Here is a 16,942-nt window from a genome sequence, read left to right on the forward strand (position 1 = left end):
TCGATTGTGGACGGAGGCGATGGGTGCCGTGTCCTGCGGATGCCGCGCGCGCGGCTTCGAGCTTGCGCTGACATTCCGGTGGGCTGCGCCGTTGCGCAAGCCGGTCAACCTGCTATACCCCGCGCAGGGGCCGGACAGCGGCCGGTTGATCACGAGCGGAGTTGCGGAATGAGCGAAATGCGCCTGACGGTGGTGGGGGCTGCCGGACGCATGGGCGGTGCGCTGATCCGTGCGATTTCGCAGATTGATGGCGTCAAGCTTTCGGCAGCGGTCGAGCGGCCGGGCTCTTCCGCGATCGGGCAGGACTGCGGCATTCTTGCCGGTCTGCAGGCGAACGGCATCTCCGTCACCGACGATGCGCTCGCGGCCTTTGCCGCAACCGACGGTGTCCTGGATTTTACCGCACCGGCCGCCTCGCGGCACTTTGCCGAACTGGCCGCGCAGGCGCGGATCGTCCACGTGATCGGAACGACCGGTCTTGGCGAGGACGACCTTGCCGCGATCCGTCCCGCTGCTCGCCATGCGCGCGTTGTCCAGTCGGGCAACATGAGCCTTGGCGTCAATCTGCTCGCGGCGCTGGTCCGCCGCGCGGCCGCGGCGCTGGACGAAGACTTCGACATCGAGGTGCTGGAGATGCACCACCGGCACAAGGTCGATGCGCCGTCCGGCACGGCCTACCTGCTGGGCGAGGCTGCAGCGAAGGGGCGAGGCATCGACCTTGCCGAGCGCAGCGTGCGCAGCCGCGACGGCATTACAGGCGAGCGTCCGCGCGGCGATATCGGTTTCGCGACGCTGCGCGGCGGCACGGTCATCGGCGATCACAGCGTGCTCTTCGCCGGTCCGCTGGAAACCATCACTCTGTCCCATCACGCCCAGGACCGGCAGATCTTTGCCCGGGGCGCGGTGAAGGCGGCCCTGTGGGCCCGCGACAGGAAGCCCGGCTTCTACACGATGGAGGATGTACTCGGTCTGCGCGACTGAGCTTCATCCTCCGCCATCCGACCTGGAGACAGTCTCGCAATGGAACATCTTCTTGTGCTCGTGCGCCACGGGCAGAGCGAATGGAATCTGAAAAACCTTTTCACCGGCTGGAAGGACCCCGGCCTGACCGAGAAGGGCATCGCCGAGGCGCGGTCTGCCGGCGGCAAGCTGCGCGATCTGAAGCTTGCCTTCGACATCGCCTTTACGTCGGATCTCTCGCGTGCCCAGAACACCCTCAAGCTGATCCTCGAGGAGTTGGGCCAGGACGGTCTGGAGACGATCCGCGACCAGGCGCTGAACGAGCGCGACTACGGCGACCTGACGGGCATGAACAAGGACGAGGCGCGCGAGAAGTTCGGCGAGGAGCAGGTGCATGTGTGGCGCCGTTCCTTCGACGTTCCCCCTCCGGGCGGCGAAAGCCTCAAGATGACCGCCGAGCGCGTTCTACCCTACTACCGCTCCGAGATCCTGCCGCAGGTGCTTGCCGGCAAGCGGGTGATCGTTGCCGCGCACGGCAATTCGCTTCGGGCGCTGGTGATGGAGCTGGAAGGCCTTTCGCCGGACGAGATCCTCAAGCGCGAGCTCGCGACCGGCGCGCCGATCGTCTACCGGCTGACGGACGAGGGCAAGGTTTCCTCGGTCCAGGACCTGTCCGACTGAGACGGCACGGCGCCTTGCACGTGTCATGAACAGGAACGGCCGCGCCCTGGGGCGCGGCCGTTTTCTTTTGCCTTGCGGCGAATTGGGTCTCAGGCGGTCAGAGACCGAAGCCCTGCTGCCCCGCAAGTTGCTTCAGCGACCGCTCGGGGCGGGCGCCAACATGGCCGATGACTTCCGCGGCGCAAAGGCAGCCGAGCTCGGCGGATGTCGTGAAGTCGTAATTGCGTGCCTGGCCGAGCAGGAAACCGGAGGCGAACAGATCGCCGGCACCGGTCAGGTCGACCACATCGGTGACGGCAGAGGCCGGAACGCGCACCGTCTCCTCGCGCGAAATCGCCATGGCTCCGTGGGCGCCGAGGGTCAGTGCCGTGGTCGGGCAGTCCTGGCGAACGGCTGCGATCGCGGTGTCGAGGTCCGCCGTTTCGTACAGCGCCTTCAATTCGTGCTCGTTGGCAAACAGCAGATCGATGGTGCCGTCGCGCAGCATGCCGAGGAACTCGGACCGGTAGCGGTCGACACAGAAGCTGTCGGACAGCGTCAGGCTGACCTTGCGGCCGTTGGCATGGGCGATCTCGGCCGCCTTCAGGAAGGCGGTCTTGGCTGCCGGCGGATCCCACAGGTAGCCTTCCATGTAGGTGATCGCCGAGGCGGCGACCGTCTCTGCATCGATGTCCTTTTCCGACAGTTCGACACAGGCGCCGAGATAGGTGTTCATGGTCCGCTCGCCATCCGGCGTGATCAGGATCATCGAGCGCGCGGTGGGCGGGCCGTCGACGAGGACGGGGGTCTCGAAGTGCACGCCGGTGCCGCGCATGTCATGGCGGAAGGCAGCGCCCAGTTCGTCCTCGGCGACCTTGCCGAAATAGGCCGAGGCGCCGCCGAGGGCGGCAACGCCGGCGGCCGTATTGCCGGCGCTGCCGCCGGAAATCCGCGTGGTCTGCCCCATCCGGCCGTAGAGACGCACCGCCTCCTCGGTGTCGATCAGGCGCATCGAGCCCTTCACGAGCTTTTCCTGAACGAGGAAATCCTCTTCCACATGGGCGAAGACATCGCAGATGGCATTGCCGATGCACAAGGTATCGAAGCGCTGGCTGGTCATGGTCGTGTAAATGTCCCTTCTGGTGTCGGGCGAGAACGGCCCTCAGATGCCGGGTGTCGGACGCAAGGCGCGGTTGGCCTCGGGCTCGCGAATCTTGTCGCGGAACGTGCTGGCCGGATAGATGCCGAGCAGCTTGAGCTCGGCGGAGAAGAACTCCAGTTCCTCCAGCGCCAGCGAGACGCTGCGGTCGTCCGGATGGCCTTCCACGTCGGCATAGAACATGGAGGCGAAGAACTGACCCTCAAGCTGGTAGGATTCCAGCTTGGTCATGTTGACGCCGTTGGTGGCGAAGCCGCCGAGCGCCTTGTAAAGGGCGGCCGGGACGTTGCGCACACGGAAGATGAAGGTGGTGATGACGGGCTGGCCGTTGTTTTCCGCACGCACCGCATCGCGCGACAGGATGAGGAAGCGCGTGGTGTTGTGGGCTTCGTCCTCCACGTCCCGGCGCAGGATCTCCAGGCCATAGGCCTCGGCAGCCATCTGCGGCGCCAGGGCGGACGCGGTGGGATCGCCCGCCTCGGCGATCTGGCGGGCGGAGCCGGCAGTGTCGGCCCCCACGATCGCACGGAGCCCGAGTTCGCGGATGATCTTGCGGCACTGGCCGAGAGCCATGACGTGGCTCTGGACGCTCTTGAGCTGCTCGATCCGGGCGCCGGGCAGGCCCATCAGCTGGAAGCGGATGGGCAGGAAATATTCGCCGATGATCTGCAGCGAGGATTGCGGCAGCAGGTGGTGGATGTCCGCCACGCGGCCGGCGACGGAATTCTCGACCGGGATCATTCCGAGGTCGGCATCGCCGCTTTCAAGCGCGGTAAAGCAGTCCTCGAAGGTGGAGCATGGCACGGCTTCATAGTCGGGATAGACATTGTGGCAGGCCATGTGCGAGTTGGCCCCGTACTCGCCCTGGAAGACGATGCGCTTCTTGTTCGTCATGTTCGACCGGTTGTCAGCTGGGGTTTGAGACGCGGGATGCGAAGACGGCCCGCACGGCTTCGAGGTCGCGGGACGTATTGACGTCCATCGGCACGCTGTCGATGAGACCGACATCGATGCGCATGCCGGCCTCGAGCGCCCGAAGCTGCTCGAGACTCTCACGGATTTCAAGCGGCGAGGGCGGCAGCGACACGAAGCGGTCGAGCGCGGAGCGCCGATAGGCATAAAGGCCGATATGCTGGTAGAGCGGGCCGGGACCTGTCGGTGCCGTTGCGCGCGTGAAGTAGAGCGCGCGCAGCCGACGCTCGCCGACCGGCGTTCCCACCGCCTTGACGTAGCTGGGGTCCGTCTTGCCGCTCTCGCTGCGGATCTCCGTTGCGATGGTCCCGATGTCGACGGACGGATCGGCCAGGGGATCGAAGGCGGCGCGGATCGCGTCCGGGTCGATCAGCGGTACGTCGCCCTGCAGGTTGAGCACGATGCCGTGCTGGCGCTGCGGGTCGACCGCTTCGGCAGCGGCCCGCACCCGGTCGGAGCCACTCGGCAGGTCGGGATCGGTCATTATCGCGGTGCCGCCGAAGGCCTCGACCGCCGCCTTGATGTCCGGATGGTCGCAGGCAACGACGACGGGACCGATCTCGGCGGCCAGCCCACGTTCGATCACATGCGCGATCATCGGCTTGCCGGCAATGAGCGCCAAAGGCTTGTCGGGCAGGCGCGTGGACGCCATCCGCGCCGGAATCACCACCAAAGCGGACAGGTCTGCAGGGGTCGTCACGGGCGGCCTTTCGGGCGCCGGAAGGGTGCGGGGCACGCCCGGCGGCAACATGCGATGATTTGTATCATGGACTGCCCTTTTAAACCTATGGACACGAGCGTCAAAAACTTTGTAGTTTCCGGCGACTTTTTCACCACGCGCCGCGTTGCGCGGGGCCTTCTCGCGTTGGCCTTGCAGCAACCGAGGGAGTTGGAGCCAGCGGGAATGAATTCTGCCAAGCTAAATATGATCGCCGGTGCGATCTTGTCCGTCCTCCTCCTCACGATGGGACTCGGCATCGTGTCGGAAATCATTTTCCATCAGGACGCACCTGAGAAGCCGGGCTACGAGATCGTCGTGGCCGAGGCAGATACCGGTTCGGCTCCGGCCGAAGAAGCCCCGCAGGTCGAGCCGATCGCGGCTCGCCTCCAGACTGCATCGGCGGAAGACGGCGAGAAGCTCACCCGCGCCTGTGCGTCGTGCCACGACTTCTCCAGCGCCAGCGCCAACAAGGTTGGCCCGGGCCTGTGGCAGGTGGTGGGCCGTGCTCCGGCTGCGCATGACGGGTTCCGTTATTCCAGCGGCATGCAGGCTTACGCCCAGGAGCATGAGGCCTGGACCTACGAGAACCTCGATCACTTCCTGGCTGCCCCGAAGCAGGAAGTTTCCGGTACCTCGATGGGCTATGCCGGCATGCGCAAGCCCGAGGATCGCGCCAACCTGATCGCCTATCTGCGCACGCTGTCGGACAATCCGCTGCCGTTGCCGGAGGCGCCTGCAGCTGAGGCCCCGGCGGCAGAGGCTCCGGCCACCGAGGCGCCTGCAGCTGAAGCGCCCGCGACCGAGGCTCCGGCAACGGAAGCGCCTGCAGCTGAAGCGCCCGCCACCGAGGCTCCGGCCACTGAGGCTCCGGCGAGCGAAGCGCCTGCGACCGAGGCCCCGGCTACCGAGGCTCCGGCGGAAGGCACGCAGGCTCAGTAATGCCTGTTCGGCGCCTTGCGCCACCGACTTGGAACGAAGATCAGGAGGCCGGGCGTCAGCCCGGCCTTTTCCGTTTCCGGCCGCCGCTGCCCTTCAGTCAGGAAAGATCTCCGGCGCAAATTTACGCTGCGTTCCTTCTGGGATGACGCCCGACTTTCCATTATAACCCTTGCCGGTTGCGGGGTATCGAGGCGCTGCCCCTTGGGGGACGGCCGCCATTCGTCTGCAAATACCTCTTTAACCGGTACGTGATACGCAGTTTTATCAGGGGTGGGGACGCCGGGCCTGAGCGACACGCTCGCGGGTCGGGAAGTTCGTTTCCACGCGCGTATCGTTGGCAAGAGAGGGGCCATGACGCAGGCGTCCGGCGGCAAGGAATTGGCGCTCATCCGATGGAAGCATCGGACGATCGCCTTTGTCGTTGTCATGGCAATCTGCGTCCTCGGCGTTGCCCTCACCAGCTACATCTCCGCGCTGCTGACGGAAAACGCCCAGAAGCGCCTGCAGAACGAAACGCTGTCCCGTCTGTCGGAGGCGAGAGCCCGGCTGGAGGGGACAATCGGCGCGACGATCTACATCTCGCAGGGGCTCGTCAGCTTCACTGCCATCAACAGCGATCTCACCCAGCGTCAGTTCCGCCGGTTCGCGGAGGAGATTTCCTCGCTCAACAACCATGTGAAGCTCGTCGCGCTGGCTCCGGACAACGTGGTTCGCTACGTCTATCCGCTGCTCGGAAACCTGAGGGTCCTGGGTCTCGATTATTCAAAGAACGAGGCGCAGTGGGCAGTGGTGAAGCGGGTGATGGAGGAAAGGCGCACCGTGGTCGCCGGGCCGGTCGATCTGGTTCAGGGCGGGCGGTCCCTGATCGCGCGCTCGCCGGTTCTGATCCCCGTCGATGACGACGAGGCCAACGCCGAACGCCGCTATTGGGGTATAGCCTCCGTCGTGATCGACATGGATGCCTTGTTCGAGGACGCCGGCATCCGGCCGGAGATGAACGGTTATCAGTTCGCCATCCGCGGCGCAGATGGCCTCGGGTCTGCTGGCGGAATGGTCATGGGCGATCCGAACCTGTTTGACGGGGGAGCGGTGGTGCTGCCGGTCAGCCTGCCGAACGGCACCTGGCAGATGGCAAGCCGGCCGGTCTCCGGCTGGCCGACGAGCTTCCCCGAGGTTCGCATCGCCCAGATGGTCGGCCTCGGCGTGACCTTCGCAATCGCCTTCCTCTCGGCGATGTTGGTGATCGCGCAGCAACGGGCGCGGTCCATGGCTCTGCATGACGCGCTGACCGGCCTACCCAATCGCCGCCTTCTGGAAGACCGGCTGGAGCAACTGGCCGCCCTCAGCGAACGTACGGGTCTCGGTTTCCAGGTGTTCTTCGTCGATCTCAATGCGTTCAAGCCGATCAACGACACTTTCGGCCATGCGGTCGGCGACATGGTTTTGCGCGAGGTCGGCAAGCGGTTGCGCGAGGAGACGCGGGAATCCGATACGATCGCGCGGATCGGCGGCGACGAGTTCGTTGTCGTGGTTCCGGGCATGACCCATCTCCAGAGCACCACCCATATCGCGGCGCGGCTGCGCGATGCGGTCAGCGAGCCGGTACGGACCGGCGACCATGTGATCGCCATCCGGGCCAGTGTCGGCTGGGCGGTTTATCCCGACGACGCAACCACGATCCCCGAGATTCTCGAGCTTGCGGACCAGCGCATGTACCGCGAAAAACTCGCCGCCGCCTGACCCCGGCTCGGCCCGCCGGCGGGTTCCATCACGATTAAACTTTCGTCATGAAGCGTTTCACGTCTGTCGGTGGGCGGCACAACTCCCTAATATGACCTGAGGGCAACCACGCCGGCGCAGCCGCGCGGCCATGAGGGCGCGTGCCGCGCCAAAACAGACGGATCCGTTCAATCGCCATGATGCAGACAGATCGCCAGAGCGCTTTCCTTCACTCATCCAGCCGGGGCCGCGCCGACGTCAGGCGGCAGGCCGTCCTCCCCTGGATCGCCGCCCTCCCGCTGGTTGCGCTGTGCCTTTTGTTGGCCGGCCTGTCGGTCGCGGACGCGCAGGAAGAGCCTGAATGGCGGCATGCCTCGTCTCTGAGCGGTGAGCCGAAATACCCCGCGGATTTCAAGCATTTCGACTACGTCAACCCGGATGCGCCCAAGGGAGGCATCGTCCGCCTTGGCGAAAGCCGCGGTTTTGATACGCTCAATCCGGTCCTGTCGAAGGGCAACCCGGCCCCAGGTCTCGGGCTCATGTACGATTCGCTGCTGGAGCCGGCGCTCGATGAGATCAACATCAACTCCGAATACGGACTGATCGCCGAGGCGATGCGCTATCCGGCCGATTATTCCTGGGTTGAGTATCGGCTGAACCCGCAAGCACGCTGGCACGACGGCACGCCGATCAGCGTCGACGACGTGATCTGGAGCTTCGGGAAGATCAAGGAGGTCAACCCGAGCCAGGCCTTCTACTACCGTCATGTCGAAAAGGCGGAGGCCGTCGGCGAGCGCGTCATCCGTTTCACCTTCGATGCCGCCGGCAACCGCGAGCTTCCCAAGATCGTCGGACAGCTGATCATCCTGCCCAAGCACTGGTGGGAAGGAAAGGATGCGAGCGGGAAGTCGCGCGACATCGCACGCGGGACGTTGGAGCCGCCGCTCGGGTCCGGTCCCTATCGCATCCGTTCTTTCGAGCCCGGCCGCAACATCGTCTACGAGCGTCTCGAGGACTATTGGGCGAAAGAGCATCCGGTGCGCGTCGGATCCTATAATTTCGACGTCGTGCGATACGACGTGTTCCTGGATTCCGCCGTCGAGTTGGAGGCCTTCAAGGGCGATCAGTACGATTTTCGGGAAGAGCTGAGCGCCAACGTTTGGTCCAAGGCCTATGATTTCCCCGCTGTGCGCGAGGGGCGCGTGGTGCTGGAGGAATTTCCGAACAAGGCCAGCGGCCGCATGCAGGCCTATGTCCCCAACCTGCGCCGCGAGAAGTTTCAGGATCCCCGGATTCGTGAAGCGCTCAACTATGCCTATGATTTCGAGACGACCAATGCGGTCGTCTCCGCGGGCTTGCACAAGCGGATCGGTTCCTATTTCGCCGGCACGGAGCTCGCCTCTTCAGGGCTGCCGACCGGCAAGGAGCTGGAAATCCTGGAGACCGTGCGCGACGAGGTTCCGCCCGAGGTATTCACCAAGCCCTTTGAGAATCCGGTCGGCGGCAATCCGCAGAATGTGCGCGAGAACCTGCGTCAGGCCGTGAGGCTCTTCCGCGAGGCTGGGTACAAGCTCGACGGTGGGCGCATGGTCGACGCGAAGACCGGCGAGCAGTTCAGCATCGAGTTCATCTACTTTGACCGGTCGGCCGAGCGCGGGCTTCTTCCCTACACGAAGAACCTGGAGAATATCGGCGTCAAGACGGTGCTCCGCCTCATCGATGTGCCGCAATACATCAACCGCGTGCAGAATCGCGACTTCGACATGGCCACCTTGGTCTGGGGGCAATCGCTGTCGCCCGGCAACGAGCAGCGCGATTTCTGGGGTTCGGACGCCGCCGACCGGCCGCAGTCGCGCAACTATGGCGGCATCAAGAATCCTGCCGTCGACAAGCTGATCGAGCGCGTCATCTTCGCCAAGGACCGCGACGAACTCGTGGCCGCGACCCATGCGCTCGACCGGGTCCTGCTGTGGAACCATTATGTGGTGCCGCAGTTCTATTCCGACGTCGACCGCACCGCCCGCTGGAACAGGTTCTCCCACCCTTCGGAACTGCCGGAATATACGCATGGTTTTCCGGCCATCTGGTGGTGGGATGCAGAAAAGGCGGCGGCTGTTCGGGGGGCGCAGTGATGACGGGTGGCCCGCTGAAACTGGATCGCAGGCAGGTTCTCGGTGGAGCGATGGCCTTTTGCGCGACGACGCTGTTGCCGCTCGCCTCTCGCGCGGCACCGGCGGCCAGCGGCGCGGATGCGCCGCGGCACGGGCTTTCCGTGTTCGGCGACCTGAAATACGCTCCGGATTTCACCCACTTCGACTATGTGGTGCCGGATGCCCCGAAGGACGGCCGCATCGTGTTCTCGGCGCCGTCCTGGGCCTATAACCAGAACCCGCAGACCTTCAACAGTTTCAACACCTTGATCCTGAAGGGCGACGCGCCGCCGCGTATGGAGCTGTGTTTCGACACGCTGATGGTGCGCGCTCTGGACGAACCGGATGCCGTCTATGGTCTCGTTGCCGAGACGGTGGAGGTCTCCGGGGACGGCAATGTCTATACCTTCTCCCTGCGGCCGCAGGCGCGGTTCCATGATGAGAGCCCGCTGACTGCGGAAGATGTTGCCTTCTCGCTGGTGACGCTCAAGGAGCTTGGGCATCCCTCGATCCGCCAGGTCTTGCGCGAACTTTCCGAGGTTCGTGTCGAGGGACCGCACAGGGTCGCGCTGCAGTTTTCCGGAAAGCAGTCGCGCAAGGTGCCGTTGATCGCGGCGGGCATGCCGATCCTGTCGAAGGCCTATTATTCCCGCTACGACTTCGCCCAGACGACGCTGACCCCGCCGCTGTCCTCCGGTCCCTACAAGGTGGGCCGGCACGAGGTCGGTCGCTTCGTCGAGTACGAGCGGGTGAAGAACTGGTGGGCGGCGGACCTGCCCGTCAGCCGTGGCCACTACAATTTCGACCGTATCCGGCTGGAGTTCTTCCGTGACCGGCAGGTGGATTTCGAGGCGTTCAAGAAGGGCGTGATGACCTTCCGCGAGGAGTTCGTCGCCCGGACCTGGGCGACGGAATACAACTTTCCCGCTGTCGAGGACGGCCGGGTGATCCGCGAGGAGCTCCCGGACGGCCGGCCAGCGGGTGCGCAGGGCTGGTTCCTGAACCTCAGGCGGGAGAAATTCTCGGACCCGCGTGTCCGCAGGGCGCTGGGTCTGGTGTTCGATTTCGAGTGGACCAACACCGCGCTCTTCTTCGACGCCTACAAGCGCACGACGTCCTTCTTCCAGAATTCGCCGATGCTTGCGCAAGGCGAGCCGGATGCTGCCGAACTGGCGCTGCTGGAGCCGTGGCGCGGCAAGGTGCCGGACGAGGTGTTCGGCCCGGCGATTCTGCCGCCGGTTTCGGACGGGTCCGGACAGGACCGCTCCATGCTGCGCGAGGCCGACCGCCTGCTGCGCGAGGCGGGATGCCGGCGAGAGGGGGCACGCCTGCTCCTGCCGAGCGGCGAGCCTTTCGCCTTCGAGTTTCTTTCGAACACAACGACCTTCGAACGCGTGGTCCTGCCCTATGTCGGCAATCTGGAGCGCCTTGGCATCAAGGCGAATTTCCGTGTGGTCGATCCGGCGCAATACCAGTCGCGGATGAACGACTACGACTTCGATGTCGTCTCTCGGCGATATGCCCTGTCGCCGACCCTCGGCGAGGAAATCCGCCAGATGTGGGGCTCGGAGGCGGCTGACCAGCCCGGCTCGACCAATCTGTCCGGCATCGCCGACCCGGCTGTCGACGCGATGATCGACAAGATTCTTTCCGCATCCACCCGCGAGGAGATGACGGTTGCGGCTCGTGCGTTGGACCGGATCCTGCGTGCCGGCTACTACTGGGTGCCGCATTGGTACAAGGCGGTGCATACGGTCGCCATGTGGGATGTGTTCGGACACCCCGAGAAGCCGCCCACGCATGATTTCGCGCCCGAACTCCATTGGTGGTACGACCGGGAGAGCGCGGAGCGAATCGGCATGCGCTGACATGCAGTACACGTTCCAGGGCACCAGACATTACGGTCGCGGCACGGCGGATGAGCCGGCCGGCGCCCGGAAAACAAGGGATCGCTGACACGATGGGCGCCTACATCCTGCGCCGGCTGTTGCTGATCGTACCGACTCTCGTCGGCATCATGGCCATCAACTTCATCATCATCCAGTTCGCCCCCGGCGGGCCGGTGGAGCGGGTCATCGCCCAGCTTCAGGGGACGGATGTCTCCGCCACCGCGCGCATCTCGGGTGGAGGCAGCGACTTCGCCGGCAGCGGCGCCGATACGGTCGGGGATGCCGCTTCCGCGGGATCGAAATATCGCGGTGCCCAGGGCCTCGATCCGGAGTTCATCAAGGAACTGGAGCGTCAGTTCGGCTTCGACAAGCCGCCGCTGGAGCGCTTCGCCGGGATGCTGTGGGATTATGCCCGCTTCGACTTCGGCGAGAGCTATTTCCGAGATATTTCGGTGATCGACCTGATCGTCGAGAAGATGCCCGTGTCCATCTCGCTCGGGCTCTGGATGACGTTCATCTCCTACGCGATCTCGATTCCGCTCGGCATCCGCAAGGCGGTGCGGGACGGCACGCGCTTCGATGTATGGACCTCCGCCGTGATCGTGGTGGGCTACGCGATCCCCGGCTTTCTCTTCGCGGTGCTGCTGATCGTCCTGTTCGCCGGCGGCTCGTTCCTCGACTGGTTCCCGTTGCGGGGCCTCACATCGGATAACTGGGAGCAGCTGTCCTGGCCCGCGCGCATCGTCGACTATTTCTGGCATCTGGCCCTGCCGCTGACCGCGATGGTGTTGTCGGCGTTCGCGACGGTGACGCTGCTGACCAAGAACTCGTTCCTCGACGAGATCCGCAAACAGTATGTCCAGACAGCCCGCGCCAAGGGGCTGAACGAGCGGCAGGTGCTCTATGGCCACGTCTTCCGCAATGCGATGCTGATCGTGATCGCCGGCTTCCCGGGGGCCTTCATTTCGTCCTTCTTCGCCGGCTCGCTGCTGATCGAGACGATCTTCTCGCTCGATGGGCTCGGCCTGCTCGGCTTCGAGGCGGTGATCAACCGCGACTATGCGGTCGTCTTCGCGACGCTCTACATCTTTTCGCTGATGGGCCTGCTGGTGAATCTCGTTTCCGACCTGACCTACACCTGGATCGATCCGCGGATCGATTTCGAGAGCCGGGAGGTCTGAGGCCATGGACCTGCGGACAGAAACTGCCGGCACCACCGCAACCGCCGCAGTCGGCGCGCATCCCGGCCGGCCGAAGGGCTGGCTGTCGCCGATCAACCGGCGCCGCCTGACCAACTTCAAGGCGAACCGGCGCGGCTACTGGTCGTTCTGGATCTTCCTCGTCCTGTTCGGCCTGTCGCTCATCGCCGAGTTCCTGGTCAACGACCGGCCGGTCGTCGTCGTTTACAAGGACGAGGTGCTTGCACCGATCTTCGTGGACTATCCGGAGGAGAAGTTCGGCGGCTTCCTCGCGGTGACCGATTATCGGGACCCGTATATCCAGGAAGAGATCAACGCCAACGGCTGGATGCTGTGGCCGCCGATCCGCTATTCCTATCGTACGGTCAACAACGAGATTCCGGTGCCGGCACCCGCGCCGCCCTCGTGGCTGCTCGACAAGCAGGAGCGCTGCAGCCGCTATCCGCTCGGCGCCGAGGACCCCAACTGCACGCTCGGCAACTGGAACTGGCTCGGAACCGACGACCAGGGCCGGGATGTCGTCGCGCGGCTGGTCTACGGCTTCCGCATCTCCGTCCTGTTCGGCCTCGCCCTGACGCTTGCCTCCTCGGTGGTCGGCATCGCCGCCGGCGCGGTGCAGGGCTATTACGGCGGTTGGGTCGACCTGCTGTTCCAGCGCTTCATCGAGGTCTGGACGGCGATCCCGACGCTCTACCTGATCCTGATCGTTTCCTCTGTGCTTATCCCGGGCTTCTGGACGCTCTTCACCATCCTGCTCGCCTTCTCGTGGGTGGCGTTGGTGGGCGTGGTGCGGGCGGAGTTCCTGCGCGCCCGCAACTTCGAATACGTGACGGCGGCGAAGGCGCTCGGCGTCGGCAATGCCACGATCATGTGGCGGCACCTGCTGCCCAACGCGATGGTAGCGACGCTGACCTTCATGCCCTTCATCCTGAACGGCTCGATCTCGACGCTGACGGCGCTGGACTTCCTCGGCTTCGGCCTGCCGCCGGGCTCTGCCTCGCTCGGCGAATTGCTGGCGCAGGGTAAGAACAACCTGCAGGCGCCCTGGCTCGGCATCACCGGCTTCATCGTCATCTCGACCATGCTCAGCCTGCTGATTTTCATCGGCGAAGCGGTGCGCGACGCGTTCGACCCGCGCAAGAGCTTCGTGTGAGGACCCCATGACGAGCGAACAGACCAAACGGCCGCTGCTCTCCGTCCGCGAGCTCTCGGTTGCCTTCACCCAGAACGGCGTCACGCAGACAGCGGTCGACCGCATCTCCTTCGACATCGGTCCTGGCGAGACGGTGGCGCTGGTCGGCGAATCCGGTTCGGGCAAGTCGGTCTCCGCCCTTTCGGCGGTGAAGCTGCTGCCCTATCCCTCGGCATCGCACCCGACCGGTGAGATCCTGTTCAAGGGTGAGGATGTGCTCAAGGCCGACGAGGCCGCCCTCCGGCGCATTCGCGGCAACGAGATCTCGATGATCTTCCAGGAGCCGATGACCTCGCTCAATCCGCTGCACACGGTGGAAAAGCAGATCGCCGAGGTCTTGAAGCTGCATCGCGGCATGGGCGAGACCGCGGCGCGTGCGCGCGTGGTGCAACTGCTCGACCAAGTCGGCATCCGCGATCCCGAGAGCCGACTGCAGAGCTATCCGCACCAGCTTTCTGGCGGTCAGCGCCAGCGCGTGATGATCGCCATGGCGCTCGCCAACGAGCCGGACCTGCTCATCGCGGACGAACCGACCACCGCGCTCGATGTCACCGTGCAGGCGCAGATCCTCAAGCTTCTGAAGGAGCTGCAGCGCGACGTCGGCATGGCGATGCTCTTCATCACCCATGATCTCGGCATCGTGCGCAAGGTCGCCGACCGGGTCTGCGTGATGACGAAAGGCAAGATCGTCGAAAGCGGGACCGTGCGCGAGGTCTTCGAGAATCCGCAGCATGAATACACCCGCCACCTGATCGCAGCCGAGCCCAAGGGCAAGCCGCCGGTGACGGACGAGAGCCGGCCGGTGGTGGTGGAAGCGCGCGACGTGAAGGTGTGGTTCCCGGTGAGGCGCGGCCTGCTGCGCCGGACCGTCGATCACATCAAGGCGGTCGACGGCATCGACGTGACGGTCCGCGAAGGCCAGACGCTCGGCATCGTCGGAGAAAGCGGCTCCGGCAAGACGACACTCGGCCTCGCCCTGCTGCGGATGATCTCTTCCACCGGCAAGATCCGGTTCGGTGCCCGCGAGATCGATACGTTGTCGTGGAAGGACATGCGTCCGCTGCGCCGCGACATGCAGATCGTCTTCCAGGATCCGTTCGGCTCGCTCAGCCCGCGCATGTCGGTGGCCGACATCGTCGGCGAAGGCCTCGCCGTGCATTTCCCCGGCATCACCGCGGACGAGCGGGACGCGAGGGTCGCCGCTGCGCTGGTCGAGGTGGGGCTCGATGCCGAGACCCGCTTCCGCTATCCGCACGAGTTCTCCGGCGGCCAACGCCAGCGCATCTCCATCGCCCGCGCCATGGTGCTGCAGCCGAAATTCGTCATGCTCGACGAGCCCACTTCGGCGCTGGACATGAGCGTGCAGGCGCAGGTGGTCGACCTGCTGCGCGACCTGCAGAAGCGCCATGGCCTTGCCTATCTCTTCATCTCGCACGATCTCAAGGTGGTGCGCGCGCTCGCCAACGAGGTGATCGTCATGCGGTCCGGCAAGGTGGTGGAGGCGGGGTCGGCCGTCGATGTCTTCGACGCGCCGAAGACCGACTACACCAAGGCGCTTATGGCCGCCGCCTTCCGCATGGAAACGGCGGACACCGGCATCGTCAGCGAGTAGGAGCGAGCCGTTCCTTGCGAGGGTGGAAAGACCACGAGGGCAGTCGCGCTCCCCCGGAGCCATCTTTTGCGTGTAAGGCGAGAGGGTATCTTGCTAAACTCGCATGATTGCGAGGGAGAGTTCGATGTATTCCATTAAGGTTCTGATTTGCCTCTCGATTCTGAGCTTTGCGGCGGCCGTTCCGGCATTGGCGCAACAGCAGCTGTCCGGAGATCAGGTGAGGGCGCTCATTGTCGGTAAACGGTTCGGTTCGTCCATCTGGCCGCCTCCAGGCATTACTTTCAAGAAAGACAACCATTTTCGCCTTGCCAACGGAAAGGCATGTGGAGGGAAAGATCCGCATACATACAAGATTGATCGGCATGGGCTTCTGACAATCGAATTCAGAACCTGCGAGGGAAAGAAGGAGCACTCCGACTACTTCTATATTCTGAAAGCGGGAAGCAACTATTACATATCCTCGGCAAGCGGCGGCTACTCTCTACCGTTGCGACGTCGCTGAAGCGGGCGACTACCGGAATCTGGCAAGGGTCTCACTCCAGCCAGCAGGTGGCGCGGCGACCGGCCTTCTCCTGTTCGAGGCCGAGGGTGCGGCGGGTCTTGAAGCCGATCAGCCCGTCGGCCCCGCCGACATCGTGGCCTTTGGCCTCCAGGTCAAGCTGGAGATCGCGCACGGCGCCGCGCGAACGGGTCTTCACGTCCTTCCAGCCTTGCACGAAGCCGGCATTGTTGCCGTAGCGGTCCGCCAGATGGCCGACGAAAAGCGCGTAGACGTCGGACTCGTTGTAGGCCTTCAGCACATAGAAATTGTCGGTGGCGATGAAGGCCGGGCCGTTGCGTCCGGCCGGCATCAGGAGAAAGCCCGGCTGCGCGAGCTCGTGTTGCGGAAACGGGCGGTCCTTGACCCGGCTGACGCCTTCCCTGACCCAGGCCGAGATCGGCTGGCCCCGGTCGGGTCCCTCGCGCGAGCAGGAGACGGAGGCCGGAACCTCGGCCTCATAGCCCCAGTCCCGCCCCTTCACCCAGCCGTGCCAGGCGAGATAGTTGGCGATCGAGGCCAGCGTGTCCGGAACCGAGCGCCAGATGTCGCGCTTGCCGTCGCCGTCGAAATCCACCGCAAGGCGCAGGAAACTGGAGGGCAGGAACTGCGGCTGGCCGAGCGCGCCGCCCCAGGAGCTGCGCAGATCCGCACGAGTGATGTGCCCGTCGGCAAGGATCTGCAAGGCCGCGACGGTCTCCTCGGCGAAGAAGTCGCGGCGGGTTCCCATGAAGGCGCGGGTCGCAAGGGTTCGCAGCGCATCGTTGGGAATACGCGCGGCGCCATAGCCGGACTCGCGGGCCCAGATCGCAAGGATGATTCGGGACGGGACGCCGTAACGCGCCTCGATCCGCGACAGGGTTGCGGCATGCGTCTGCGCCAGGCGGCGGCCCTGTGCGGCCAGCGCGTTGAACTGGTTGTCGCGGAAATAGCCGGCCGGGGCGCGGAACTCGGACTGGTAGTTGACCGAGGGCGGCCGCTCCGGCCCGTCGGGATCGCCGAGGCCCGGCAGCGAGGTGTCGGGCGACAGGCCCGAGAGCTCCCGCCGGATCACGTCCTGCGGCACGCCGGCCGCGCGCGCGGCCGGTATGATGCGCGTTTCGAGGAACCGGTCGAACTTGGCTTGCAGCCCCTGCTGCGCCTGGGCGGTCGGGGCGCAGAGCGTTGCGAGCAGAACTGAAAGCGAAGCGAGAAGGGCGGGCAGGGCGCGGTGCATGACGATCCGTTGCGGG

At 64.9% G+C, this 16,942-nt stretch carries 14 protein-coding genes; 10 read left to right on the forward strand and 4 right to left on the reverse strand.

Annotated elements, in window-relative coordinates; genetic code table 11:
• The first annotated feature begins 177 nt into the window (after window positions 1-177).
• Window positions 178-981, forward strand: a complete 804-nt coding sequence (gene dapB, locus ACVJ6E_RS19295) for a 4-hydroxy-tetrahydrodipicolinate reductase (RefSeq protein WP_120270742.1) — start codon at window positions 178-180, stop codon at window positions 979-981.
• 39 nt (window positions 982-1,020) lie between these two features.
• Window positions 1,021-1,641, forward strand: coding sequence for a 2,3-bisphosphoglycerate-dependent phosphoglycerate mutase (locus tag ACVJ6E_RS19300; RefSeq protein WP_120270549.1), 621 nt, complete (start codon window positions 1,021-1,023; stop codon window positions 1,639-1,641).
• A 97-nt stretch (window positions 1,642-1,738) separates the two neighbouring features.
• Here ACVJ6E_RS19300 and ACVJ6E_RS19305 read toward each other — a convergent pair whose 3' ends face one another.
• The 3 genes from ACVJ6E_RS19305 to ACVJ6E_RS19315 are packed head-to-tail and all read right to left on the reverse strand — an operon-like array spanning window position 1,739 to window position 4,451.
• Window positions 1,739-2,740 (reverse strand): adenosine kinase, encoded by a 1,002-nt coding sequence (locus ACVJ6E_RS19305; protein WP_120270548.1) that lies wholly within the window; start codon window positions 2,738-2,740, stop codon window positions 1,739-1,741.
• Window positions 2,741-2,782: 42 nt separating this feature from the next.
• Complete coding sequence (locus tag ACVJ6E_RS19310; protein WP_120270547.1) at window positions 2,783-3,673, reverse strand: prephenate dehydratase; 891 nt, start codon at window positions 3,671-3,673, stop codon at window positions 2,783-2,785.
• A 13-nt stretch (window positions 3,674-3,686) separates the two neighbouring features.
• Window positions 3,687-4,451, reverse strand: coding sequence for a 3-deoxy-manno-octulosonate cytidylyltransferase (locus ACVJ6E_RS19315; protein ID WP_491676512.1), 765 nt, complete (start codon window positions 4,449-4,451; stop codon window positions 3,687-3,689).
• A 279-nt stretch (window positions 4,452-4,730) separates the two neighbouring features.
• Here ACVJ6E_RS19315 and ACVJ6E_RS19320 point away from each other — a divergent pair, with 279 nt between their 5' ends.
• The 8 genes from ACVJ6E_RS19320 to ACVJ6E_RS19355 all read left to right on the forward strand — a co-directional run bounded on the left by ACVJ6E_RS19320 (window position 4,731) and on the right by ACVJ6E_RS19355 (window position 15,674).
• The gene (locus ACVJ6E_RS19320) at window positions 4,731-5,411 is read left to right on the forward strand and encodes a c-type cytochrome (protein WP_491676513.1); all 681 of its coding nucleotides are present in this window, start codon (window positions 4,731-4,733) and stop codon (window positions 5,409-5,411) included.
• 351 nt (window positions 5,412-5,762) lie between these two features.
• The gene (locus ACVJ6E_RS19325) at window positions 5,763-7,151 is read left to right on the forward strand and encodes a sensor domain-containing diguanylate cyclase (protein ID WP_120270544.1); all 1,389 of its coding nucleotides are present in this window, start codon (window positions 5,763-5,765) and stop codon (window positions 7,149-7,151) included.
• A 179-nt stretch (window positions 7,152-7,330) separates the two neighbouring features.
• Window positions 7,331-9,262, forward strand: coding sequence for an extracellular solute-binding protein (locus ACVJ6E_RS19330; RefSeq protein WP_120270741.1), 1,932 nt, complete (start codon window positions 7,331-7,333; stop codon window positions 9,260-9,262).
• The gene (locus tag ACVJ6E_RS19335; RefSeq protein ID WP_120270543.1) at window positions 9,262-11,148 is read left to right on the forward strand and encodes an extracellular solute-binding protein; all 1,887 of its coding nucleotides are present in this window, start codon (window positions 9,262-9,264) and stop codon (window positions 11,146-11,148) included. The genes ACVJ6E_RS19330 and ACVJ6E_RS19335 overlap by 1 nt, the downstream gene beginning before the upstream one ends.
• A 92-nt stretch (window positions 11,149-11,240) precedes the next feature.
• Window positions 11,241-12,350: a microcin C ABC transporter permease YejB gene (locus ACVJ6E_RS19340; RefSeq protein ID WP_120270542.1), complete on the forward strand. Its 1,110-nt coding sequence runs from the start codon at window positions 11,241-11,243 to the stop codon at window positions 12,348-12,350.
• A gap of 4 nt (window positions 12,351-12,354) precedes the next feature.
• Complete coding sequence (locus tag ACVJ6E_RS19345; protein WP_120270541.1) at window positions 12,355-13,521, forward strand: ABC transporter permease; 1,167 nt, start codon at window positions 12,355-12,357, stop codon at window positions 13,519-13,521.
• Between the two features lie 7 nt (window positions 13,522-13,528).
• Window positions 13,529-15,172, forward strand: a complete 1,644-nt coding sequence (locus ACVJ6E_RS19350) for an ABC transporter ATP-binding protein (RefSeq protein WP_120270540.1) — start codon at window positions 13,529-13,531, stop codon at window positions 15,170-15,172.
• Between the two features lie 124 nt (window positions 15,173-15,296).
• Window positions 15,297-15,674 (forward strand): hypothetical protein, encoded by a 378-nt coding sequence (locus tag ACVJ6E_RS19355; RefSeq protein ID WP_147421910.1) that lies wholly within the window; start codon window positions 15,297-15,299, stop codon window positions 15,672-15,674.
• 31 nt (window positions 15,675-15,705) lie between these two features.
• Here the strand turns inward: ACVJ6E_RS19355 and ACVJ6E_RS19360 are convergent, their stop codons facing one another.
• Window positions 15,706-16,926 carry a lytic murein transglycosylase gene (locus ACVJ6E_RS19360; protein ID WP_120270539.1) on the reverse strand — a complete coding sequence of 407 codons (1,221 nt, stop codon included), beginning with the start codon at window positions 16,924-16,926 and terminating at the stop codon, window positions 15,706-15,708.
• Window positions 16,927-16,942 lie beyond the last annotated feature (16 nt).

The sequence above is a fragment of the Stappia sp. G46H5W genome (assembly GCF_058448995.1).

Excerpts from the sequence above, each read along its gene's own strand:
- ACVJ6E_RS19345 (WP_120270541.1), top strand. The coding sequence starts at position 12,355 with ATGGACCTGCGGACAGAAACTGCCGGCACCACCGCAACCGCCGCAGTC.
- ACVJ6E_RS19360 (WP_120270539.1), bottom strand. The coding sequence starts at position 16,926 with ATGCACCGCGCCCTGCCCGCCCTTCTCGCTTCGCTTTCAGTTCTGCTC.
- ACVJ6E_RS19340 (WP_120270542.1), top strand. The coding sequence starts at position 11,241 with ATGGGCGCCTACATCCTGCGCCGGCTGTTGCTGATCGTACCGACTCTC.
- dapB (WP_120270742.1), top strand. The coding sequence starts at position 178 with ATGCGCCTGACGGTGGTGGGGGCTGCCGGACGCATGGGCGGTGCGCTG.
- ACVJ6E_RS19355 (WP_147421910.1), top strand. The coding sequence starts at position 15,297 with ATGTATTCCATTAAGGTTCTGATTTGCCTCTCGATTCTGAGCTTTGCG.
- ACVJ6E_RS19350 (WP_120270540.1), top strand. The coding sequence starts at position 13,529 with ATGACGAGCGAACAGACCAAACGGCCGCTGCTCTCCGTCCGCGAGCTC.
- ACVJ6E_RS19325 (WP_120270544.1), top strand. The coding sequence starts at position 5,763 with ATGACGCAGGCGTCCGGCGGCAAGGAATTGGCGCTCATCCGATGGAAG.
- ACVJ6E_RS19310 (WP_120270547.1), bottom strand. The coding sequence starts at position 3,673 with ATGACGAACAAGAAGCGCATCGTCTTCCAGGGCGAGTACGGGGCCAAC.
- ACVJ6E_RS19305 (WP_120270548.1), bottom strand. The coding sequence starts at position 2,740 with ATGACCAGCCAGCGCTTCGATACCTTGTGCATCGGCAATGCCATCTGC.
- ACVJ6E_RS19335 (WP_120270543.1), top strand. The coding sequence starts at position 9,262 with ATGACGGGTGGCCCGCTGAAACTGGATCGCAGGCAGGTTCTCGGTGGA.
- ACVJ6E_RS19330 (WP_120270741.1), top strand. The coding sequence starts at position 7,331 with ATGCAGACAGATCGCCAGAGCGCTTTCCTTCACTCATCCAGCCGGGGC.
- ACVJ6E_RS19300 (WP_120270549.1), top strand. The coding sequence starts at position 1,021 with ATGGAACATCTTCTTGTGCTCGTGCGCCACGGGCAGAGCGAATGGAAT.